Raw genomic sequence first — 23,507 nt, forward strand, 5'->3', positions numbered from 1 at the left:
GCAAGCCCCCTCGCCACAGGTGTGTGCCTGGCTTAACTGACTGGCGTTAGGACTTACCTCAAGAAGACAGGTAAGAAGAACGGGTCAGGCCCAGACGCAAGGCATCGAGGAACTGCGTGCGCTCGGTGGCGCTGATGCGGGCACTGGCGCACTTGTCGCGGTAGTGGGTCATCAGCTCTTCGGGCGACAGGTGCACGTAGCGCAGCATGTCTTCGATGGTGTCGTGTGTCTCGATGCCGGCGTGGTACACGCTGCCATCGGCGTTCTGGTAGATGTTCACCGAGTCGGTGTCACCGAACAGGTTGTGCATGTCGCCAAGAATTTCCTGGTAGGCACCGACCAGGAACACGCCCAGCAGGTAATCCTCACCTTCGTTCAGCGCGTGCACCGGCAGGCTGGTTTCGATGCTCTGCTCGTCGACGTACTGGTTGATCTTGCCGTCGGAGTCGCAGGTCAAATCCTGCAGCACCGCGCGGCGCAGCGGCTCTTCGTCGAGACGGTGCAGCGGGATGATCGGCAATACCTGATCGATGGCCCAGGTGTCCGGCAGGCTCTGGAATACCGAGAAGTTGCAGATGTACTTGTCGGCCAGCTTGTCGTTGAGTTCGTCCAGCACCTGACGGTGGGAACGCTGACGCGCCTTCAGCGAGTTGTGCAGGCGACGGCACACGGCGAAGTAGCACTGCTCGGCCAGGGCCTTTTCGGCCAGGGTCAGCTTGCCATCGGCGTACTGGGCGGCGACATCGCTCATGTAGTGCGTGGCGCGCCAGTAGGTTTCGGTGACCATCTCGATGTCGGTCGGACCCAGCAGGTCCACCAGCCACTGCACGGTTTCCGGCAGCGCTTCCTTGTTCTCGATCTGCGGCACGTCGTCGTTGTGACGCTCGACGTCGGTCACCTGGATCACCAGCATCGCGTGGTGCGCGGTCAGGGAACGGCCGCTCTCGGAGAAGATGTTCGGATGCGGCAGGCTCTGAGCATCGCAGAACTCCTTGAGCATGCCGACCACGACACCGGCGTAATCGTCCATGTCGTAGTTGATCGAACTGGCGTTACGCGAATGCGTACCGTCGTAGTCCACGCCAAGGCCGCCGCCGACGTCGATGTGGTCCACCGGCAGACCGAGGTTGCGCAGTTCGCCGTAGTAACGGATCGCTTCCTTGAAGCCGTGCTGGTAGTCCGCCAGGTTGGCGATCTGCGAGCCCATGTGGAAGTGCAACAGGCGAATGCCCTGATCCAGGCCGGCAGCGCGGAAACGCTCGACCACCGACAGCAACTGCGCCGCCGACAGACCGAACTTGGATTTCTCGCCACCGGTGTCCGCCCACTTCGACGACGCCAGCGACGACAGGCGCACCCGCAGGCCGACCTGTGGCTTGACCTTCAGCGAAGCCGCTTCTTCGATCACCAGGCCGACTTCGGATTCTTTCTCGATCACGATGAACACGTTGTGGCCGAGTTTCTGGCCCATCAGCGCCAGGCGGATGAACTCGCGGTCCTTGTAACCGTTGCAGACGATGGTGCCGCCCTTCGGCGCCAGTGCCAGCACCGCCAGCAATTCAGGCTTGGAGCCGGCTTCCAGACCGATGGAGACGTTCTGGGTGGCGATGATGTTCTCGATCACCGCTTCCTGCTGGTTGACCTTGATCGGGTACAGCGCGGTGTACTTGCTCTGGTATTCCAGGCGCTCGATGTTGGCGTCGAATGCACCGGTCAGCTGACGCACGCGGTCTTGCAGGATGTCGGGAAAACGTACCAGCAGCGGCAAGGACAGGCCGCTCTTGCGCAGCTGGTCGACTTGCTCGAACAGGTCGATGGGCGAGCTGTTCGGACCGTTCGGACGAACTTCGACGCGACCGGCGTCATTGATCGCGAAATATCCGGCCCCCCAATGGCGAATCCCGTAAACACTGCGGCTGTCCGCAACTGTCCATTGGCTGCCATCGTCTTTGCGTGTGCGTCGTACGGACATCGAAGTCCCCTATAAAGAAGTCATAGTGCGTGGCCTGGATTTCAGGCCGGCGCAGTCTAAAGAATGAAAATGACGGTTCGTCAACGAGGGGGTAGACCCCGTCGACCGCTACGAGTTTAGAAACCGGTCATGAACAGGCTCTGTGAAAACCATGGTGACGACGCCGGGCCTTGAGGTTTCAGGACCGGATCAAGCCACAGGTGGTTTTCACAGAGGCTGCTAGCCGCCGGATTTCTTCGCTTTGAAACCGAGCTTGATCAGTTCAGCCAAGAGTAGCTCGACATGATCGCCCTGGATTTCGATGACACCGTCTTTCAGCGCCCCACCGGTGCCACAACGTTTCTTCAACGTGGCAGCCAGGTCCTTGAGGTCGTCTGCGGCCAGCGGCACGCCGGTGATGGTGGTCACCGTCTTGCCGCCACGGCCCTTGCTTTCGCGACGCACGCGGGCAATGCCGTCGCCGGCCGGGATAACGGTCTGTTTGCAGATGCAGGCGTCCACCGGTTTACTGCATTCCGGGCAATGACGACCTGCGTCGGTGGAAAATACCAGGCCGCCCAGGGCGGCGAAGGATGCGGCTTTTTTGGCCACCGGCAATCCTCTATGGGAGGACAAAGACTGGTCGCAGCACTTGGGCAAGGCTATCGACCGCGAAGCCCCACTCAGGCAGGGGCAGCGCTACTGCAACGGTTTGCTTTTTGTAGGAGCGAGCACGCTCGCGATGGTGGCCGGAACAACGAAGGGTGTCAGGTGCCCCGCGTCATCGTTGACGACCATCGCGAGCATGCTCGCTCCTACAGGTAAGGCAATGCCGTTACAGCTTGAAAAGGTCGCGCAGTGTAACGGCAAAAACGCCGATTGCTAAGAGCCAATCGGCGCCAATTTATAGCGCTTATGCGACGTCTTCGCCGCGAGAGCGCAGATAGCGTTTCAACGCGGCCAGAGAGTCCGGGCAATAAGGCTTTTCCTCGATTTCCCGCAGCACTTGTTCAACCGGTAAAAAGCGCGCTTCCAGCACTTCTTCCGGCTGCAAAATCAACGGGCCATCCCACACCGCCGAAAACGCCGAACACCAGAGGCGATTGCCGGTGTCTTCGAAGAAAAAATGGTCATGGGCGGTCAGCTCGACGCCGCTCACCCCCAGTTCCTCTTCCAGCTCCCGGGCCGCCGACTCGGCGTAGGTTTCGGTGGCGAGCACCATGCCGCCCGCCGCCACGTCCCAGTAACCGGGATAGATCGCCTTGCTAAGGGTCCGCCGGTGCACGCAAAGCTCACCGGCGGAATTGAACAACATGATGTAAGTGCCCCGCCCGATCAGTCCGCGCTCGCGCAGGTCGGAGCGCACAAGGGCGCCGAGCAGGTTGTCCTGCTCGTCGACCCAGGCGATCTGCTCGGCGTCGGACGCCGCCCGATGGGCCGCTTCGCGCAGGTTGTCGATGGAACTGTCGACCATGACTCAGCCCTGATTCAACAGTTGACGCAAATCGATCACCGCCGCGTTGGCCCGGGAAATGTAGTTGGCCATGACCAGCGAGTGGTTGGCCAGCACGCCGAAGCCGCTGCCGTTGAGGATCATCGGGCTCCACACCGGCTCCTGCGACGCCTCCAGCTCACGAATGATCTGGCGCACGCTGACCGTGGCGTTCTTCTTGGCCAGCACATCGGCGAAGTCGACTTCGATGGCGCGCAGCAGGTGCGACAGGGCCCAGGCTTGGCCGCGAGCTTCATAGAACACATTGTCGATCTGCATCCATGGGGTTTCGACGATTTCTTCGTCAACCTGGGGTGCGACGCCCGGCGTCACGGCTTCGGTTTTCAATGCGGTGTTGAGTTTGACCCGGCCAACACTGGCCGACAGCCGTTGTGACAGCGAGCCCAGGCGCGTGCCGACATCACCCAGCCAGTTGTTCAGGTTGTCGGCGCGGGCATAGAACAGTGCGGTTTTCTGGTTCGGATCGGACAGGCGATTCTGATAGCGGGTCAGAGAGTTGATGCCTTCCTGGAACTCGGACTCGCTGGACGGCAGCATCCAGCTCTTGTTGTCGAAGTTGAAACGCGGTTCGGCCTTGGCCAGATCGGCGTCTTCGGTCGATTGCGATTGCGAACGGGCGAAGTCCTTGCGCATCGCGCGGCTCAGGTCACGCACCTGTACCAGCACGCCGTATTCCCAGCTCGGCATGTTGTCCATCCACAGGCCCGGCGGGAAACGGTCATTGGAAATGTAACCGCCCGGCTTGTTCAGCAGGGTCCCGGCAACGGTCTTGAGAGTTTCGACAGTGGTATAGCCGACCACCATCTGCTTGCCTTCTTTCTCGGCCGCCATCTGCGCGTTCTGCTGCACCGGGAACAGCGCAGGTTCTTCGCTCCAGTACCAGCCCAGCGCAATCGTCACCAGCAGGTAGATACCGACCAACGTGGCCAGCGCCCGGCTGAACACCAGGCCGCCCAGGTAACTGCGGGTAGCCGATTTCGGTTCGGCGGCACGTTCGGGCGCGCTACCGGCGCGGTTCTTCCAGTCCAGCATGGCGATTTCCTTTCAAGCTCTTGGGTTCAACGGTTCGACCACAACCATACAACAACGTGCCTTTGCCCGGCACCCGCCGTTGAGTTCATGTCGGAAATAAGCTTGTGGATGGCTATAAACAGACCACGCCGCCTCACGCATCTAGGGGAATCCCCTAGACCCTTACACGAAAGGTCGCGGCTCGTTTAACGCTGGCACACCATCAGAGACCAAGGCCCATCATCTACGCCGAATCCGATGCATACCCACTAAGGAAAACCCTGAAAGCCCCGCCCCACGGGCCTCAAGCGCGAACAATCAGCCAATTCCAGACCGACCGGTCACAAACTGAATGCAGTCACTCAGCAGAATATTGGCGTCTGCTACTCATCCAATCGAAAAGAGATGCTAGCATAGAGCCACCAGTCGACCTCAGCGTGCCCCCTAACTAGTAGTCAGGATATGACCGAGCCAGAAGATCCCAGCCGCGAGCGCCTCAAGCACCACTTTGCCCAGCGGGTAATTCATCAGGCACGTCAGATACTTGAGATATGGCAGCGCCTGCAACGCAGCGAGTGGTCGACCAACGATCTGTCGGAACTGAGCGAGGCCAACCTGCGCCTGCTGCGTTTCGCCGAGCGCTTCGAACAGCCGGAACACATTAAACTGGCGCGCCAGATCACCCTGTCGCTGGAGGCGGTCGACGCCAACCGCGGGCGCCTGAGCAGCGGCCTGATCACCGACCTCAACCGTTTGATGCAGCGTCTGTCGCGTACCGGCCTGCGCCACGGTGATCAGCTCGATCAGACCTTCCTGCCGCCACTGCGCAAGCCGATCTACGTGATGCTGCAGGATCACGACCGCGCCGAGCGCCTGGCCAAGCAACTGGAATTCTTCGGTCTCAGCGCCCAATCCCTGGACAGCGTGGCGGCGTTTCGCTCCTCGATGGTCGAACGCCTGCCGGCGGCGATCGTCATGGACGTGGACTTCAGCGGCCCCGGCATCGGCCTGAAACTGGCCGCCGAAGCCCAGGAAGGCCTCGACCAGCGTATGCCGCTGCTGTTCTTCAGTCTGCACGAGACCGACACCCCGACCCGCCTGGCTGCGGTGCGCGCCGGTGGCCAGGAGTTCCTCACCGGCACCCTCGAAGCGTCGAGCCTGCTGGAGAAAATCGAGGTCCTGACCAACGTCGCCCAGTACGAACCCTATAAAGTGCTGATCATCGACGACTCCCGCGCCCAGGCCCTGCACACCGAGCGCCTCCTTAATAGTGCCGGCATCGTCACCCGCACCCTGATCGAGCCGATCCAGGCCATGGCCGAGCTGGCGGACTTCCAGCCGGACCTGATCATCCTCGACATGTACATGCCGGCCTGCACCGGCACCGAACTGGCCAAAGTGATCCGCCACAACGACCGCTATGTCAGCGTGCCGATCATCTACCTGTCGGCCGAAGACGATCTGGACAAGCAGCTCGATGCCATGAGCGAAGGCGGCGACGACTTCCTGACCAAGCCGATCAAACCCCGGCACCTGATCACCACCGTGCGCAACCGGGCGGCGCGGGCGCGCAATCTGAATTCGCGAATGGTGCGCGACAGCCTCACCGGCCTGTACAACCACACCCACATCCTGCAATTGCTCGAGGATTGTTCGTTCCGCGCCCGCCGCGAAAACAAGCCTTTGAGCTTTGCAATGCTCGACATCGACCACTTCAAACGGGTCAATGACAGCCACGGCCACCCCATGGGCGACCGGGTGATCAAGAGCCTGGCGCTGTTTCTCAAGCAGCGCCTGCGCAAGACCGACTTCATCGGTCGCTACGGTGGCGAAGAGTTCGCCATCGTCATGCCCGACACCGACCTGGAAGCGGCGCACAAGGTGCTGGATGAAATCCGTCAGCGTTTCGCCGAGATCCACTACCCCGCGCAACCCGAGGATCTGTGGTGCACCTTCAGCGCCGGCGTGGTGGAAATGTCTGACGACACCGACAGCCTGCTGATGGCGAGCCAGGCGGACGAGGCGCTGTATCGCGCGAAAGCGGCCGGACGCAATCGCGTTCAGGCCGTGCACGCGTCAAAGCAAAGTGCCACTTTTTCATCCCAATCGACCCATTCCGTCATAACCGTGTAACAGAATCGCAATAAATTCAGGCGCTTACCGTTTCGCCACTGGTAGTCCCGCGATGCGCCTGAAGCTGCTGACCAATTTCAATACCCTCCTTTTAGTCGCCGTGTGCGTGGCCCTTGGCGCCACACTCTGGTGGTCGCAAAAAGCCCTTGAGCGACCCTATCTATTAATGGAGCGCTACCTGGGCCTGTCCCAGCAGTTTCAGAATGATGTGGCGCGCAACGTCGAGGATTACCTGGCCAGCGGCGATGCCCTGCGTCTGAGCAGCGCCAGCCAGGCGATCGACAACCTGCAGAAGGAACTCGGCGAACTGCCGCCGGCGCTGGCCGAAACCCTGCGCCCGAGCCTGTCGAACCTCAACGATTTCAGCAAAACCGACTTGCTCGCCGCCGGCAAACTCGCGGGCGATCCGCAGGCCCTGCTGCTGCAAGCAGAACGCGAATTGGGCGCCAGCCTCGACCAACTCAGCCAGTACGCCAGCGGCAACGCGGCGTACCTGACACCCCTGCTCGCCGCGGCCCAGCATCTGGGCAAACTGTCCCTGGCCCGGGACAAGCTGGTGAGCAGCGGACGCAGTGAACTGGCGGCCGATGTCGAGCGTGAAGTCGGCAACATCCGCGCCCAGGCCAGCCAGCTGGATGCCCTGCCATTGCTCGGCGTGACGGTCAGCAACGAATCGAACACCGATGACTTCGCCGCGATGATGGGGCTGGAAAACACCGAGAAAGCCGCGACCGAAGACGCTGGTGTGGGCTTCAAACGCGAGCTCAACAGCTTGCTAACCCGCTACCCCGCTGAACTGGCGCGCACCCGTGACCAGATCCAGAAACGCGCTGACCTGAGCGCCGCGACCCACCTGAAAATCGCCGACGTGCAACAGGCCATCGCCGGCCTGGAGCCGGTGGTACGGGCCCAGCACGGGCAGATCCAGGGCGAGGTGCGCCTGATGCAGGGAGTAATGATCGGCCTGATCCTGCTGATCGCCCTGCTTATCGACACCCTGCAACGCAAGCTCGCCCGGACCCTGACCAATCTCGCCCCGGCCCTTTCGACCTGGGCCGAAGGCGACTTCAGCCGCGACATCCAGCTGGGCAAGACCAACCGCGAACTGCATGACATAGAAGCCTCGCTCAATCGTCTGCGCGCCTATCTGGTGGATCTGGTGGGCACCATTCGCCTGAACGCCGAGCAGGTCGCGGACAGCAGCCGCACGCTGGCCGAGCTGAGCAACGACCTGCACAGCGGCGCTGAACATCAGGCCGGTGACACGGCGCTGATCCGCGATTCGCTGGGCGAACTGGAAGCGACCATCCAGCAAGTCGCCGGCGATGCCAGCCAGGCCGCTGACGCCAGTCGCCATGCGGGGCTGGCGGTGGAACACGGGCAGAAAGTCATCGGCCAGAGCCTGACCGGGCTGCATGCGCTGGTGGATGAAGTCCAGGGCAACGCACAGATGATCGAGCATCTGGCACAAGAGTCGGCGACCATCGGCGGTGTACTGACGGTGATCCGCTCGATTGCCGACCAGACCAACCTGCTGGCGCTCAATGCCGCCATCGAAGCCGCGCGCGCAGGAGAAATGGGTCGCGGGTTTGCCGTGGTCGCCGAGGAAGTCCGCTCGCTGGCCATGCGCACCGCTGGCGCCACGGCGGAAATCCAGACCCTGATCGCCGGGCTGCAGTCGGCGGCGCGACAGTCGGTCGAAGGCATGCGCGCCCAGGTCGAACACGCCGAAGCCACCGCCAATCAGGCCCAGGCGGCCGATGGCGCGCTGGATGAAATCGTCGGGGCGATCCAGACCATTTCCGACACTGCGGTGCGTATCGCCGATGTCACCGCGCAGCAGAGCGGCGCGGTCAGTGAGATTCGCGATCACAGCGAGCGGATTCATCAGTTGGGTGGGGATAACTTGCTGCGTATTGGTGAAGGGCGGGAACAGGGGGAGAATCTGCTGGTGTTGGGTGGGCGCTTGCATACGGCCGTTCAGGCCTTCCGCGTCTAACGCCTCCCGCGTAGATCCATGTTTCGTGGGCTCAGCTATGATGGCTCCAAGCCCCATACGCGAGACCGTCATGCGCCGCTTGCTCTGCCTGCTGCTTCTAGTGTTCGCCCTGCCGGTCGCAGCCACCGGCCTGCTGGAGAGCCGGCCCAGCGCTACCCTGGGGTCGATCAACAACAGCGCCGACTTTCTGCCTGTCCGCGAAGCCTTCAAGTTGAGCCTGGTGGACAGCACGCCGCAATCGATAAAGCTGCGCTTCATCGCCACCGAGGGTTATTACCTCTACCGTCATCGCCTTCAATTCCGCGCCGATCCAGCGGATGTCGGCCTCGGCCCGGCGCAACTGCCAAAGGGCGAACAGAAGCACGACGAGTACTTCGGCGATGTCGAGGTCTACCACGGCATTCTCGATGTGGAACTGCCGCGCACCGATCAGCGGGCATTCACCCTCGCCGTGACCTATCAGGGTTGCGCGGACAAAGGCCTGTGTTATCCCCCGGAAACCGAACACCTGACGATCGATGGCAATGGCACAAGCACGGTGGTTCATGACTGGGGCTGGCGCGAATTGGCGCTGTTTTTTCTCGCAGGCCTGGGCCTGACTTTTACCCCATGCGTACTGCCGATGCTGCCGATTCTTTCCGGCGTGGTGCTGCGCGGTCAGGTCGGCGGCCTGCGCGGCTTCAATCTGTCCCTCGCTTATGTCCTGCCGATGGCGGCCTGCTTTGCACTGCTCGGTGCCCTTATGGGTCTGTTCGGCGCGCAACTCAATTTGCAGGCGAGACTGCAATCGGCCTGGGTGCTGGTGCCGTTCGCGATGTTCTTTGCGCTGTTTGCCCTGGCGATGTTCGGCGTCTTCGAACTCAAGCTGCCGCAGGTGATCAGCAGCCGGCTGGATCGTATCGCCGGCCGCACCGAAGGTGGTTCGCTGTGGGGTGCGGCGGTGTTGGGCGTGGTGTCCAGCCTGCTGGTTTCGCCCTGCGTCTCAGCGCCATTGGCAGGAGCCTTGCTGTACATCAGCGCCAGCGGTGATGCGCTGGGTGGCGGTTTGAAGCTGTTCATGCTCGGCCTCGGCATGGGCGCGCCGCTGTTGCTGGTGGCGACGGGCGGCGCGGCGTGGCTGCCGAAAAGCGGGCCGTGGCTGGTCTATGTGAAAAACGCGATTGGCATTTTGCTGCTGGGGCTGGCGATCGGATTGCTCAGCCGGGTGCTGCCCGGCCAGATCACCTTGCTGCTGATCGGCTTGCTGGCCGCTGGCGTCGGGTTGTTCCTGGGGGCGCTGGAATTCGTCTACAAACCGCCGAGAAAACGCTTGGGCCAGTTGATGGGCATGTTCCTGCTGTTTTACGCGTTGGCCTGCTGGTACGGCGGCTTCAGCGGCCAGAGCGACCCGTTCAACCCGATCGGCCAGCCGCGGACAGCGGTAGTCGAGGCGTCCGCGTCCGAGACCAGCGCGTGGCAAACCGTCAGCACGGCGCAGGATCTCGACCGCCTGCTCGCCGAAGCCCGCTCATCCGGCAACCCGCTGCTGCTCGACTGGTACGCCGACTGGTGCATCAGCTGCAAAGTCATCGAACGCGAAGTGCTGAATGACGCGATCGTCGTCGAACGGCTCAAAGGCTATCGGCTGGTTCGCTTCGATATCACCGCCAGCAACGCCGAACAACGGGCGTTGCTCGACCGCTACAAACTGTTCGGACCACCGGCGCTGATGTTTTTCGGCAAAGACGGGCTTGAACACGCCGATGTGCGGGTCATCGGCGAAATCAACGCCAGGGACTTCGCCGAACGTGTCGCCAAAGCGAATGACCGGATTTAATCAAGCGGTCATATATTTCGCGCAAACATCGGACATCGTGCTGGCTATTGCAGAGAACTGGACAGTCACAAAGGCTTTGCGGCATAGTCGCCGGGTTCTGACAATTGCTCACCGACAACATGGGAACAACCGATGGCGACGCTACTGGTTCTGCACGGACCCAACCTGAACATGCTTGGCACCCGTGAACCGGGCACCTATGGCGCCACGACACTGGCGCAGATCAACCAGGACCTGGAACGCCGCGCCCGTGAAGCCGGCCACCATCTGATGCACCTGCAGAGCAACGCCGAATATGAATTGATCGACCGTATCCATGCCGCTCGCGGCGAAGGTGTCGACTTCATTCTGATCAACCCGGCAGCTTTTACACATACAAGTGTCGCATTACGTGACGCGCTGCTGGCGGTGAGCATCCCATTCATCGAAGTGCATTTGTCCAACGTGCACAAACGCGAACCTTTCCGCCATCACTCTTACTTCTCCGACGTAGCGGTGGGAGTGATCTGCGGCCTTGGCGCCAGCGGTTATCGGCTGGCCCTGGAGGCCGCGCTAGAACAGCTTCAAATACAGGCAACAGCTTGACCAACAAGCGGTAAACGCCCCTGACCGACCCTTGGGAGTTGATGATTCATGGATATCCGTAAAGTTAAGAAACTGATCGAATTGCTGGAAGAGTCCGGCATCGACGAGCTCGAGATCAAGGAAGGCGAAGAGTCCGTACGCATCAGCCGTAACAGCAAGGCTCCAGCCCAGCAGTACTACGCACCGGCTCCAATGCCTGCTCCAGTTGCTGCACCTGCCGCCGCTCCGGCTGCCGCCCCTGCTGCCGCCGCAGCACCGGCACTGAACGGCACCGTTGCCCGTTCGCCGATGGTAGGTACCTTCTATCGTAAATCCTCGCCAACCTCGCCAGCCTTCGTTGAAGTCGGCCAGACCGTGAAGAAAGGCGACACCCTGTGCATCGTCGAAGCCATGAAGATGATGAACCACATCGAAGCTGAAACCAGCGGCGTGATCGAATCGATCCTCGTTGAAGACGGCCAGCCGGTTGAGTTCGACCAACCGCTGTTCACCATCGTTTGAACCGCGGAGAGCCTTTGATGACTGCGAAGTTGGAAAAAGTTCTGATCGCTAACCGCGGTGAGATCGCCCTGCGGATTCTGCGTGCCTGCAAAGAGATGGGCATCAAGACCGTCGCCGTTTACTCCAAGGCCGACAAAGAGCTGATGCACCTGGGCCTGGCAGACGAATCCGTCTGCATCGGTCCGGCTTCTGCCGCGCAATCCTACCTGCACATCCCGGCCATCATCGCCGCAGCCGAAGTGACCGGCGCTACCGCCATTCACCCAGGCTACGGTTTCCTCGCGGAAAACGCCGACTTCGCCGAACAGGTCGAGAACTCCGGCTTCGCCTTCATCGGTCCGAAAGCCGAAACCATCCGCCTGATGGGCGACAAGGTTTCGGCCAAGCACGCGATGATCGAAGCGGGCGTACCGACCGTTCCAGGTTCCGACGGCCCGCTGCCGGAAGACGAAGAAACCGCTCTGCGCATCGGCCGTGAAGTCGGCTACCCGGTGATCATCAAGGCCGCCGGTGGCGGTGGTGGTCGCGGCATGCGCGTGGTGCACAAGGAAGAAGACCTGATCGCCTCGGCGAAACTGACCCGTTCCGAAGCGGGTGCAGCGTTCGGCAACCCGATGGTCTATCTGGAAAAATTCCTGACCAACCCGCGCCACGTGGAAGTTCAGGTTCTGTCCGACGGCCAGGGCAACGCCATTCACCTGGGCGACCGTGACTGCTCGCTGCAGCGTCGTCACCAGAAAGTTCTCGAAGAAGCGCCGGCACCGGGCATCGACGAGAAGGCTCGCCAGGAAGTCTTCGCCCGCTGCGTCCAGGCGTGCATCGACATCGGTTACCGTGGCGCAGGTACTTTCGAGTTCCTGTACGAAAACGGTCGCTTCTACTTCATCGAGATGAACACTCGTGTCCAGGTAGAGCACCCGGTTTCGGAAATGGTCACCGGCATCGACATCGTCAAGGAGATGCTGAGCATCGCCGCCGGCAACAAGCTGTCGTTCACCCAGGATGACGTGGTCATCCGCGGTCACGCGCTGGAATGCCGGATCAACGCCGAAGACCCGAAAACCTTCATGCCGAGCCCGGGCACGGTCAAGCACTTCCACGCTCCAGGCGGCAACGGCGTTCGCGTCGATTCGCACCTGTACAGTGGTTATGCCGTTCCGCCGAACTACGATTCGTTGATCGGCAAGCTGATCACCTACGGCGCAACCCGTGACGAAGCCATGGCGCGCATGCGCAATGCGCTGGACGAAATCGTGGTCGACGGGATCAAGACCAACATCCCGCTGCACCGCGACCTCACCCGCGACGAAGGCTTCTGCAAAGGGGGCGTGAACATTCACTACCTCGAGCACAAGCTGGCTGGCGAGAAGCACTAAGCTTCAACCGGTATACGACAAAGCCGCCTTCGGGCGGCTTTGTTGTTTCTACACTCCCACAAGATCTGCTTCACTCAGAAGTCGTGTGGTGAATGCGGCTCCCACAAAACCCGCGCGCTCGCGTAAACTTGCGCGTTTCTCGCGGCCCGCCGGCTGCCATCAATATTTTTCAAAGGTGCCCGCCATGCCTTGGCTGCAAGTCCGTCTCGCCATCAGCCCAGAACAAGCCGAAACCTACGAAGACGCTTTCCTTGAAGTGGGCGCCGTGTCGGTGACCTTCATGGACGCCGAAGATCAGCCGATCTTCGAGCCGGAACTCAATACCACCCCGCTCTGGTCGCACACGCATCTGCTGGCCCTGTTCGAGGGTGGCACCGAGGCCGCTCCGGTACTTGCCCATCTGGAATTGCTGACCGGCAGCCCACTGCCCGAGCATCACAGCGAAGTGATCGAAGACCAGGATTGGGAACGCAGCTGGATGGACAACTTCCAACCGATGCGTTTCGGCCAGCGCCTGTGGATCGTGCCGAGCTGGCACGCCGCGCCCGAGCCGGATGCGGTGAATCTGCTTCTGGATCCAGGTCTGGCATTCGGCACCGGCACTCACCCGACCACCGCCCTGTGCCTGGAGTGGCTCGACGGCCAGGACCTCAAGGGCTGCGACGTCCTCGATTTCGGCTGCGGGTCGGGCATTCTCGCGATCGCCGCGCTGTTGCTCGGCGCCAAGCAAGCCGTCGGCACCGACATTGACGTGCAGGCGCTGGAAGCCTCCCGCGACAACGCCGGGCGCAACAATATCGCCGAAGAGCTGTTCCCGTTGTATCTGCCGGAGGACATGCCGCAGGTTCAGGCCGACGTGCTGGTGGCGAACATTCTTGCCGGTCCGCTGGTGTCTCTCGCGCCACAACTGTCCGGCCTGGTCAAATCCGGTGGCCGTCTGGCCCTGTCGGGCATCCTCGCCGAGCAGGGTGACGAGGTCGCCGCGGCCTACGCCAAGGACTTCGACCTGGACCCGATCGCCAATCGCGATGGCTGGGTGCGCATTACAGGCCGTCGGCGCTAGAATGAGCGCCTGCACAAACCGGATCGCCGCATGACCGACAGCTTCGTCACCCAGTGCCCGCATTGCCAAACCAGCTTTCGCGTCAGCCATGCTCAGTTGAGCGTGGCTCGCGGGGTCGTTCGCTGCGGATCCTGTTTGCAGGTCTTCAACGCTGCCAAGCAACTGCTTGAGCAGGCTGGCAAGGAGCCGGTCGCCCCGGTTGTATCGCCCGCCACCACAGCGCCCGCCGCGGAAGCAGCTACCCCCGCCGAACCTCGCGCGATCAGTCAAAAGCAGTGGACGGCGACCGAGCTGGACCTGGACAGCCTCGATCTCGACCAGGAGCTCGCCCGACTCGAACAGCGGGAAATCCAGCCGACCACCGAGTTCGGCCGGCACCGCGAAGACAGCCTCAGCGCCCGTCGCGACAGCGTCGAAAACGATGAAGAACCCTGGGCCTCCGACAGCCTGTTCAGCGAGCCCGCAGCGGACCGCGCGCAAGCGATCAGCGATCGTGATGACCTCGATACGCTCGACGCGCTCGATACCCCAGTGACAGCGGAACCGGAAATCGAGGCGGACAAAAACACTCGCACCGAACCTTCGCTGTCGCTGGAGCCCGTGGAGCTGGACGACGAACCGCAGCCGCCGCAGCTTCGCCTGCATGATCCACTGGATACCCCGCAGCATCACGAACGCCTGTCAGCAACGGCGGTCGTTGAAGCCGACGACGACCTGCCCTCCATCGAACCCCAGCGCAAGCGACGCGAACGCGCCGAGCCTGGGGTTCGCGCCGAAGTCCTGCAGGACCTGACCGACGATCCGCTGCAACTGGACTGGCAGAAACGCCGCTCCCCCTGGGGCCGCCGTTTCTTCTGGCTGGTGCTGATCCTGCTCGGTGCCGGCGCACTGGTCGGCCAGTACGTCGCTTACCACTTCGACGAACTGGCACGCCAGGATCAGTACCGTCCCTGGTTCCAGCAACTGTGCCCGCAAATAGGTTGCACGGTGCCATCGAAGGTCGACATCGCGAAAATCAAGAGCAGCAACCTGGTGGTGCGCAGCCACCCGGATTTCAGCGGCGCCCTGGTGGTCGACGCGATCATTTACAACCGCGCCCCCTTCTCCCAGCCGTTCCCGCTGCTGGAACTGCGCTTTGCCGACCTCAATGGCCATCTGATCGCCAGCCGCCGCTTCAAGCCCGGCGAGTACCTCAACGGCGACCTCGAGGGCATGGTGGAAATGCCACCACAAACCCCGATCCACATCGCGCTGGACATCCTCGACCCCGGCTCCAAGGCGGTCAACTACAGCCTGAGCTTCCACTCCCCCGAGTGAAACGATTAACCGCTGCCATCCTGACGACGGCATCCTGACGCCCCCTGCCCCAACCAAACCGCTGGTAATAACAAAATAACTGTTCAGATTTTGTTCAATTCAGCCTTTATCCGGTCATCGAGAGCGGGTATCATGCCAACCCTTTTTCGAACTCTCATGATCCGGCCCCACAACAGGGAAGTCCTATGTCGGCGGTACGCATCGGTCCATACACATTAACCAACAGCCTGATTCTCGCCCCGATGGCGGGCGTCACTGACCAGCCCTTTCGTCAGCTGTGCAAACGATTGGGCGCCGGGCTAGTAGTCTCGGAAATGGTCACCAGCGACATGAGTTTATGGAACACCCGCAAGTCGCGGATGCGCATGATCCACGAAGGTGATCCCGAGCCACGCTCGGTACAGATCGCCGGTGGCGACGCGCAGATGCTGGCGGATGCCGCTCGAGCCAACGTCGAGCTGGGCGCACAGATTATTGATATCAACATGGGCTGCCCGGCAAAGAAAGTCTGCAACAAGGCCGCCGGCTCCGCCCTGCTGAAGGATGAAGCACTGGTAACCGAGATCCTGCAGGCCGTCATGGCTGCGGTCGATGTGCCGGTTACCCTGAAGATCCGTACCGGCTGGGACCGGGACAACAAGAATGGCCTGACGGTGGCGAAGATCGCCGAGCAGGCAGGCATCACGGCGCTGGCGGTTCATGGCCGCACCCGTGCCGACCTGTACACCGGTGAAGCCGAGTACGACACCATCGCCGCGATCAAGCAGGCGGTGTCGATGCCGGTCTTCGCCAATGGCGATATCGATTCGCCGGAAAAAGCCCGGTACGTGCTCGACGCGACCGGTGTCGATGGCCTGTTGATCGGCCGGGCCGCCCAGGGGCGGCCATGGATTTTTCGCGAGATCGAGCATTTCCTGCGCACCGGCGAGAAGCTCCCGGCGCTGGAACTGATCGAGGTGGAACGCATTCTGCTAGAGCATCTGGCTGCGCTGCACGCCTTTTACGGAGACGTGATGGGCGTGCGCATTGCTCGAAAGCATGTGGGCTGGTATCTCGCAACCCTGCCGGGCGCCAGGGAGTTTCGCGCCCACTTCAATCGTTTGGAAGATACGGAAGCACAATGCGCCAACGTTCAGGCCTTCTTCGCCGAACGTTACAAGAGCCTGACAGGGGACGGAGAAGGGGTGGCCGCATGACGATGATGACCGAGACTTTAGTGAGTGGAACTGCACCCGTGAGCGACAACGTGAATTTGAAACAGCACCTCAATACCCCGAGCGAAGAAGGCCAGACCCTTCGCGGGAGTGTCGAGAAAGCGCTGCACAATTATTTCGCCCACCTTGAGGGCGCTGCCGTCACGGATGTGTACAACCTGGTGCTCTCCGAAGTCGAGGCTCCCCTGCTCGAATGCGTGATGAACTACGTAAAGGGCAACCAGACCAAGGCCAGCGAGATGCTCGGACTCAACCGGGGTACGCTGCGCAAGAAACTCAAGCAGTACGATTTGCTGTAAGCATTCAATCAAACCAGAAAGGCGCCCGCGTAAAACCGGTCGCCTTTTTTGCTGACTCCTTTGCTTTTGATGGAAATTGAGATGACCGACCAGACTACCCGCCTGCCGATCCGCCGCGCTTTGATCAGCGTTTCCGACAAGACCGGGATCCTCGAATTTGCCAAAGAGCTTGAAGCCTTGGGCGTCGAGATCCTCTCCACCGGCGGAACGTTCAAGCTGCTGCGGGACAACGGTGTCGCCGCAGTGGAAGTCGCTGATTACACCGGTTTTGCCGAAATGATGGACGGTCGGGTGAAAACCCTGCACCCGAAAATCCACGGCGGGATCCTCGGTCGTCGCGGTACCGACGACGCCATCATGAACGAGCACGGCATCAAGCCGATCGATCTGGTAGCGGTCAACCTCTACCCGTTCGAAGCCACCATCAGCAAGCCAGGCTGCGACCTGCCGACCGCCATCGAGAACATCGACATCGGCGGCCCGACCATGGTCCGTTCCGCAGCCAAGAACCACAAAGACGTGGCTATCGTGGTTAACGCCAGCGACTACGCCAACGTCCTTGAAAACCTCAAGGCCGGCGGCCTGACCTACGCTCAGCGCTTCGACCTGATGCTCAAGGCGTTCGAACACACCGCCGCCTACGACGGCATGATCGCCAACTACATGGGCACCGTGAACCAGGCCGCTGAAACCCTGAGCACGGAAGGTCGCAGCGAATTCCCGCGCACCTTCAACACCCAGTTCGTCAAGGCCCAGGAAATGCGCTACGGCGAGAACCCGCACCAGAGCGCGGCGTTCTACGTGGAAGCCAAACCAGCCGAGGTGGGCATCGCCACCGCGACCCAACTGCAAGGCAAGGAACTGTCGTACAACAACGTGGCCGACACCGACGCCGCGCTGGAATGCGTGAAGAGCTTCGTCAAGCCGGCCTGCGTGATCGTCAAGCACGCCAACCCGTGCGGCGTGGCCGTAAGCCCGGATGCCGAAGGCGGTATCCGCAAGGCCTACGACCTGGCCTACGCCACCGACACCGAATCGGCTTTCGGCGGCATCATCGCCTTCAACCGCGAACTGGACGCTGAAACCGCCAAGGCTATCGTCGAGCGTCAGTTCGTCGAAGTGATCATCGCCCCGAGCGTCAGCGAAGAAGCCCGCGCCATCGTCGCGGCCAAAGCCAACGTGCGCCTGCTGGCGTGCGGCGAGTGGTCGGCCGACCGCGCCGCTGCCTGGGACTACAAGCGCGTCAACGGTGGCCTGCTGGTGCAGAGCCGCGATATCGGCATGATCGGCGCCGATGACCTGAAAGTCGTGACCAAGCGTGCACCGACCGAGCAGGAAATCCACGACCTGATCTTCGCCTGGAAAGTCGCCAAGTACGTCAAGTCCAACGCCATCGTCTACGCCAAGAACCGCCAGACCATCGGTGTCGGCGCCGGCCAGATGAGCCGCGTGAACTCCGCGCGTATCGCTGCGATCAAGGCCGAGCACGCCGGTCTGCAGGTAGCGGGTTCGGTCATGGCTTCCGATGCCTTCTTCCCGTTCCGTGATGGTCTGGACAATGCGGCCAAGGCCGGTATTACTGCGGTGATCCAGCCAGGTGGCTCGATGCGTGATGCGGAAGTGATTGCTGCCGCTGATGAAGCGAACATCGCCATGGTCTTTACGGGCATGCGTCACTTCCGTCACTGATCCATCCGATTCCCTCTGTGGGAGCGGGCTTGCTCGCGAATGCAATCTGTCAGCAACGATGATGTTGACTGATGCACCGCTTTCGCGAGCAAGCCCGCTCCCACAGAAAAGCACCTTCGCGGTGCTCCACAGAATTTGCGTCATCCGAGGTTTTTGAAATGAATGTTTTGATCATTGGCAGCGGTGGCCGTGAACACGCCCTGGCCTGGAAAGTGGCTCAGGATCCGCGCGTGCAGAAGGTGTTCGTGGCTCCGGGCAACGCCGGTACCGCCATTGAAGCCAAGTGCGAAAACGTCGCGATCGACGTGCTGGCCCTGGAACAACTGGCCGATTTCGCCGAGAAGAACGTTTCCCTGACCATCGTCGGCCCGGAAGTGCCACTGGTCGCCGGTGTCGTCGACCTGTTCCGCTCCCGCGGCCTGGATTGCTTCGGCCCAACCGCCGGCGCTGCCCAGCTGGAAGGCTCGAAAGCCTTCACCAAGGACTTCCTCGCCCGTCACAAGATCCCGACAGCCGACTACCAGAACTTCACCGAGATCGAGCCAGCCCTGGCTTACCTGCGTGAAAAAGGCGCACCGATCGTGATCAAGGCCGATGGCCTGGCTGCCGGCAAAGGCGTGATCGTTGCCATGACCCTGGCCGAAGCCGAAGACGCCGTGCGCGACATGCTCGCCGGCAATGCCTTCGGCGACGCCGGTTCGCGCGTGGTGATCGAGGAGTTCCTGGACGGCGAAGAAGCCAGCTTCATCGTCATGGTCGACGGCAAGAATGTCCTGCCGATGGCCACCAGCCAGGACCACAAGCGCGTCGGCGACGGCGACACCGGCCCGAACACCGGCGGCATGGGTGCCTACTCCCCTGCTCCGGTCGTAACCAGCGAAGTGCACAAGCGTGTCATGGACCTGGTGATCTGGCCGACCGTTCGCGGCATGGCCGACGAAGGGAACGTCTACACTGGCTTTCTGTACGCGGGCCTGATGATCGACAAGGCTGGCAATCCGAAAGTCATCGAGTTCAACTGCCGTTTCGGCGACCCTGAGACCCAGCCGGTCATGCTGCGTCTGCAGTCGAGCCTGGTATTGCTGGTCGAGGCGGCGCTGGCACAGGCACTGGACAAGGTCGAGGCACAATGGGATCCACGTCCGAGCGTCGGTATCGTTCTGGCGGCCGGCGGCTATCCTGGTGACTACGCCAAGGGCGCGGCAATCAAGGGCCTCTACGCGGCGGCAGCACTGGAAGGCAAAGTCTTCCACGCCGGCACCGCGCTCAAGGATGGTCAGGTAGTAACGGCTGGCGGCCGGGTGCTGTGCGCCACCGCCATGGGTGCCAGCGTCGATGCCGCTCAACAGCAGGCATACAAGCTGGCGGCCAGCATTGATTGGGAAGGCTGTTTCTATCGCAAGGACATTGGCTACCGTGCCATTGCCCGTGAGCGTGGCGAAAATCAGGAATAAGCTGTTCATTCGGTCGGGCAAGGGCATCGCGCCCTTGCCTGACTATTCCGGCGCCGCGCATAGTTATATTCTGGCATCAACCTACGAAGGGATTTCGCCGTGCGCTGGCTCAGGATTGCCATAGGTTTAACCGTCACTCTGCTGACCCTGCTCTGCATGCTCCCGGCCCAGGCCGGTCAAGGCAGTGCGCTGGCGATATTGTTCGACGAACAGGGCGACCTGCAGTTGAGCGATGTGCGCTCCGCTCGCTACACCAATCAATTCAGTCCCATCGACCTCGAACGCGTCACCGCGGCCGAGCCCGGTGGTGCGCTCTGGCTACGCTTTCGTCTTGCACCGGGCCCGCATGAACAAGTGCTGAAAGTCTTCGCCCCCGACCTGCTGCAACTCAATCTGTACGTGCTGGACGGCGATAAGCTGATCGAGCAGTCCAACACCGGCAACAAGCAACCTCAGGCCGACCGGCCACTGCCCAGCAGCGATTTCATGCTGCCGTTGCCGCAAGTCAACAAGCCTCTCGACGTTTACCTGCGCCTGGTCTCCGAACACCAACTGCGTCCTTATGTGTCCCTGGAACCGGCGGTCCTGGCAGCTGCCAGCCAGGGCCAGTCTCTGATCTATGGCCTGTTGCTGGGCTGCATCGGCATGCTGATGCTGTACAACCTCATCCGCTACGCCTACACCCGCTCGCGCAGCAGTGCGTGGTTGGCGGCCTGTGAAGCGTTGCTGATGCTCAGCACGGTCCTGCTGCTGAACCTGGCGGGCGGCGTGCTGCCCGACTGGCAAGCCCTGCAAACACCCGGCGCCTATCTGGCCTTGCTGCTGACCGCGCCCTGCGGCCTGATGTTCGCCTATTGCTTTTATGCCCCGCTCGGCCCGCATCCGCTGAACAAACTGCTGCTGGGTGAAATCCTGCTGATCACGGTCTGTGGTCTGTTGCTGCTTTTCGTCAATACGCTGCCGCTGAACCTCATCACCTACGGCCTGGTCGCCCTCGCCGGCCTGACCATGCTGTTCGTCAGCGCCCATCACTGGCAGAAAGGCTATCGCCCGGCCCGGCTGTTCGTGGCCGCCATGGTGGTATTCAACCTCGGCACGCTGATCATTCTGCCCGCCCTGCTCGGGCTGACCCTGACCGAACCCCATGGCCTGATCAGCACACTGCTGGGGTTCATCTGCATCAGCGGACTGCTGATGAGCATTGCCTTGAGCGAACGTCAGCGCCGCATCGTCGAAGACCGTTTCAGCGTCAGCCGCGACCTGGCGGCCAGCAACGCCGAAATGAACGCCAAGGCCGAATTCCTGGCCAAGATCAGTCACGAAATCCGCACCCCGATGAATGGCGTGCTGGGCATGACCGAGCTGTTGCTGGGCACGCCGCTGTCGGTCAAGCAACGCGACTACGTCCAGACCATCCACAGTGCGGGCAACGAACTGCTCACACTGATCAACGAAATCCTCGACATCTCCAAACTCGAATCCGGGCAGATCGAACTCGATGATGTGCAGTTCGATCTCAACGCGCTGATCGAAGACTGCCTGAGCATCTTCCGCGCCAAGGCCGAACAGCAGAACGTCGAACTGATCAGCTTCATCCAGCCACAAGTGCCACGGGTCATCAGCGGTGATCCGACACGCCTGCGCCAGACCCTGTTGAGCCTGCTGGAAAACGCCCTGAAGAAAACCGATGAAGGCGAAGTGCTGATTGTCGTGGCGCTGGACGAGCTGGGCGCCAAACCGCGCCTGCGCATCGCCGTGCAGGACAGCGGCGAACCGATGGAGGCCGATGAGCGCGAGGCGTTGATGCACGCCGAACTGCACAGCAAGAACTTCCTTTCGGCCAATCGCCTGAGCGGCAACCTGGGACTGGTCATCGCCCGCCAGCTGATTCGCCTGATGCACGGTGAGTTCGGGATCAAGAGCGGCAGCAACCAGGGCAGCACCCTGTGGCTGACCCTGCCACTGGATCCCGATCGCCTCGAACACCCGACCTCCGACCTCGATGGCCCGCTGCAAGGCGCACGGGTATTGGTGGTGGACGACAACGACACCTGCCGCAAGGTGCTGGTCCAGCAATGCAGCGCCTGGGGGCTGAACGTCAGCGCCGTGCCATCCGGCAAGGAAGCGCTGGCCCTGCTACGCACCAAGGCGCATTTGCGCGATTACTTCGACGTGGTCCTGCTGGACCAGAACATGCCCGGCATGACCGGCATGCAACTGGCCGCCAAGATCAAGGAAGACCCAAGCCTGAACCACGACATCCTGCTGATCATGCTCACCGGCATCAGCAACGCGCCGAGCAAGATCATCGCGCGCAACTCGGGGATCAAGCGCATCCTGGCCAAACCGGTGGCCGGCTACACCCTCAAGACCACCCTGGCCGACGAGCTGAATCAACGCAACAAAGGTCACGTGACCATTGCCCAGGCGCCGTCCGGGCAGGTGATGCCGATCAAGGTTCCGAGTGATTTCCGTATTCTGGTGGCCGAAGACAACAGCATCTCCACCAAGGTGATTCGCGGCATGCTGGGCAAGCTCAATCTGCAACCCGACACGGCCAGCAATGGTGAGGAAGCGCTGCAGGCCATGAAGGCCCAGCGTTATGACCTGGTGCTGATGGACTGCGAGATGCCGATTCTCGACGGCTTCTCGGCAACCCAGCAATTACGCGCCTGGGAAGTGGGCAACCAGCGAACTCGCACCCCGGTGGTCGCGCTGACCGCACATATCCTGGCCGAGCATAAGGAGCGCGCGCGCCAGGCCGGCATGGACGGGCATATGGCCAAGCCGGTCGAGCTCTCGCAACTGCGCGAATTGATCGAACACTGGGTTGCCCAGCGTGATCAGCAGAGCCGCACCGCGACGCCAACGTCCTGAGCCGACAGACCTCTAAACGCCTGATAGACTCCGTCTCGACGTCCCTCGCCAGTGAGCCTGCACCATGCTTCACGAGTTGTTCAGTGTTTACCTGAAGATGCTGGTGCTCTATAGCCCGTTCTTCGTGCTGTCCTGCTTCATCACCCTGACCCGCGGTTACTCACGCAAGGAACAACATCGCCTGGCCTGGAAAGTGGCCATCGCGACGCTGGTTTCCAGTGTCCTGCTGTATTTGTTCGGGAGGATGATTTTCACCGTCTTCGGCATCACGGTGGATGCCTTCCGCATCGGTGCCGGCAGCGTGCTGTTCATCTCGGCGCTGGGCATGGCTCAAGGCAAGTCTGCGGTGCAGACCGACAACGTGCAGCAGGACGTAACCATTGTCCCGCTGACCATTCCCCTGACGGTCGGCCCCGGCACCATCGGTGCCTTGCTGGTGATGGGCGTGAGCCAGCCGCATTGGGACGACAAGCTCATCGCGATCGTGAGTATCGCCTTGGCCAGTTTTACGGTCGGCGTGGTGTTGTATCTGTCCAACCGGATCGAGCGGATTCTGGGCGATCAGGGGTTGCAGATTGTCAGCCGGTTGATGGGGTTGTTCGTGTGTGCGCTGGCGGCGCAGATTATTTTCACCGGGGTCAAAGGCTACCTCGTTCCCTGACGAACCAACCTGTAGGAGCGAGGCTTGCCCGCGAAGCTTTTGGCGTCT

Annotated in this window: 18 protein-coding genes; 14 read left to right on the forward strand and 4 right to left on the reverse strand. The window is 61.6% G+C overall.

All coding sequences use genetic code 11. From position 1 onward, the window contains the following. Positions 1-58: 58 nt before the first annotated feature. The 4 genes from speA to K9857_RS21435 form a co-directional block, all read right to left on the reverse strand. Positions 59-1,972 carry an arginine decarboxylase gene (speA, locus tag K9857_RS21420; protein ID WP_224539053.1) on the reverse strand — a complete coding sequence of 638 codons (1,914 nt, stop codon included), beginning with the start codon at positions 1,970-1,972 and terminating at the stop codon, positions 59-61. Positions 1,973-2,191: 219 nt separating this feature from the next. Then, a complete protein-coding gene (locus tag K9857_RS21425) occupies positions 2,192-2,563 on the reverse strand; it encodes a translation initiation factor Sui1 (protein ID WP_224539056.1) in 372 nt (123 codons plus the stop codon). A gap of 301 nt (positions 2,564-2,864) precedes the next feature. Continuing rightward, positions 2,865-3,425, reverse strand: coding sequence for an NUDIX hydrolase (locus K9857_RS21430; RefSeq protein ID WP_224539058.1), 561 nt, complete (start codon positions 3,423-3,425; stop codon positions 2,865-2,867). Between the two features lie 3 nt (positions 3,426-3,428). After that, positions 3,429-4,496 carry a DUF2333 family protein gene (locus tag K9857_RS21435; RefSeq protein WP_224539060.1) on the reverse strand — a complete coding sequence of 356 codons (1,068 nt, stop codon included), beginning with the start codon at positions 4,494-4,496 and terminating at the stop codon, positions 3,429-3,431. A gap of 441 nt (positions 4,497-4,937) precedes the next feature. Between K9857_RS21435 and gcbA the strand changes: the two genes are divergently transcribed. From gcbA to K9857_RS21505, 14 genes are all read left to right on the forward strand, one after another. Continuing rightward, entirely contained in the window at positions 4,938-6,608 is a 1,671-nt protein-coding gene (gene gcbA, locus K9857_RS21440) for a diguanylate cyclase GcbA (protein WP_224539062.1), read from the forward strand. A gap of 955 nt (positions 6,609-7,563) precedes the next feature. Beyond that, entirely contained in the window at positions 7,564-8,607 is a 1,044-nt protein-coding gene (locus K9857_RS30610; RefSeq protein ID WP_411961594.1) for a methyl-accepting chemotaxis protein, read from the forward strand. A gap of 70 nt (positions 8,608-8,677) precedes the next feature. Continuing rightward, entirely contained in the window at positions 8,678-10,423 is a 1,746-nt protein-coding gene (locus K9857_RS21450) for a protein-disulfide reductase DsbD (protein ID WP_224539066.1), read from the forward strand. Positions 10,424-10,555: 132 nt separating this feature from the next. Further along, positions 10,556-11,008, forward strand: coding sequence for a type II 3-dehydroquinate dehydratase (gene aroQ, locus K9857_RS21455; protein WP_175375534.1), 453 nt, complete (start codon positions 10,556-10,558; stop codon positions 11,006-11,008). A gap of 48 nt (positions 11,009-11,056) precedes the next feature. Beyond that, positions 11,057-11,509 carry an acetyl-CoA carboxylase biotin carboxyl carrier protein gene (accB, locus tag K9857_RS21460; RefSeq protein WP_224539068.1) on the forward strand — a complete coding sequence of 151 codons (453 nt, stop codon included), beginning with the start codon at positions 11,057-11,059 and terminating at the stop codon, positions 11,507-11,509. A gap of 17 nt (positions 11,510-11,526) precedes the next feature. Further along, positions 11,527-12,885: an acetyl-CoA carboxylase biotin carboxylase subunit gene (gene accC, locus K9857_RS21465; RefSeq protein ID WP_175375532.1), complete on the forward strand. Its 1,359-nt coding sequence runs from the start codon at positions 11,527-11,529 to the stop codon at positions 12,883-12,885. Between the two features lie 184 nt (positions 12,886-13,069). Further along, positions 13,070-13,948 carry a 50S ribosomal protein L11 methyltransferase gene (gene prmA / locus K9857_RS21470; RefSeq protein ID WP_224539070.1) on the forward strand — a complete coding sequence of 293 codons (879 nt, stop codon included), beginning with the start codon at positions 13,070-13,072 and terminating at the stop codon, positions 13,946-13,948. Positions 13,949-13,978: 30 nt separating this feature from the next. Next, a complete protein-coding gene (locus tag K9857_RS21475) occupies positions 13,979-15,265 on the forward strand; it encodes a DUF3426 domain-containing protein (protein WP_224539072.1) in 1,287 nt (428 codons plus the stop codon). Positions 15,266-15,450: 185 nt separating this feature from the next. Next, positions 15,451-16,461, forward strand: a complete 1,011-nt coding sequence (dusB, locus tag K9857_RS21480; protein WP_224539074.1) for a tRNA dihydrouridine synthase DusB — start codon at positions 15,451-15,453, stop codon at positions 16,459-16,461. Beyond that, on the forward strand, positions 16,458-16,778 hold the full coding sequence (gene fis / locus K9857_RS21485) for a DNA-binding transcriptional regulator Fis (protein ID WP_046819701.1): 321 nt from the start codon (positions 16,458-16,460) through the stop codon (positions 16,776-16,778). Before dusB ends, fis begins: the two co-directional genes overlap by 4 nt. Positions 16,779-16,859: 81 nt before the next feature. Continuing rightward, positions 16,860-18,467: a bifunctional phosphoribosylaminoimidazolecarboxamide formyltransferase/IMP cyclohydrolase gene (gene purH, locus K9857_RS21490; protein WP_224539076.1), complete on the forward strand. Its 1,608-nt coding sequence runs from the start codon at positions 16,860-16,862 to the stop codon at positions 18,465-18,467. A 158-nt stretch (positions 18,468-18,625) separates the two neighbouring features. Then, positions 18,626-19,921, forward strand: a complete 1,296-nt coding sequence (purD, locus tag K9857_RS21495) for a phosphoribosylamine--glycine ligase (protein ID WP_224539078.1) — start codon at positions 18,626-18,628, stop codon at positions 19,919-19,921. A gap of 99 nt (positions 19,922-20,020) precedes the next feature. Then, a complete protein-coding gene (locus K9857_RS21500) occupies positions 20,021-22,798 on the forward strand; it encodes a hybrid sensor histidine kinase/response regulator (RefSeq protein ID WP_224539080.1) in 2,778 nt (925 codons plus the stop codon). 64 nt (positions 22,799-22,862) lie between these two features. Continuing rightward, positions 22,863-23,459, forward strand: a complete 597-nt coding sequence (locus K9857_RS21505) for a MarC family protein (protein ID WP_224539082.1) — start codon at positions 22,863-22,865, stop codon at positions 23,457-23,459. Positions 23,460-23,507: the final 48 nt, after the last annotated feature.

This window comes from Pseudomonas sp. REP124 (genome assembly GCF_020164475.1).
Lineage (GTDB): Bacteria > Pseudomonadota > Gammaproteobacteria > Pseudomonadales > Pseudomonadaceae > Aquipseudomonas.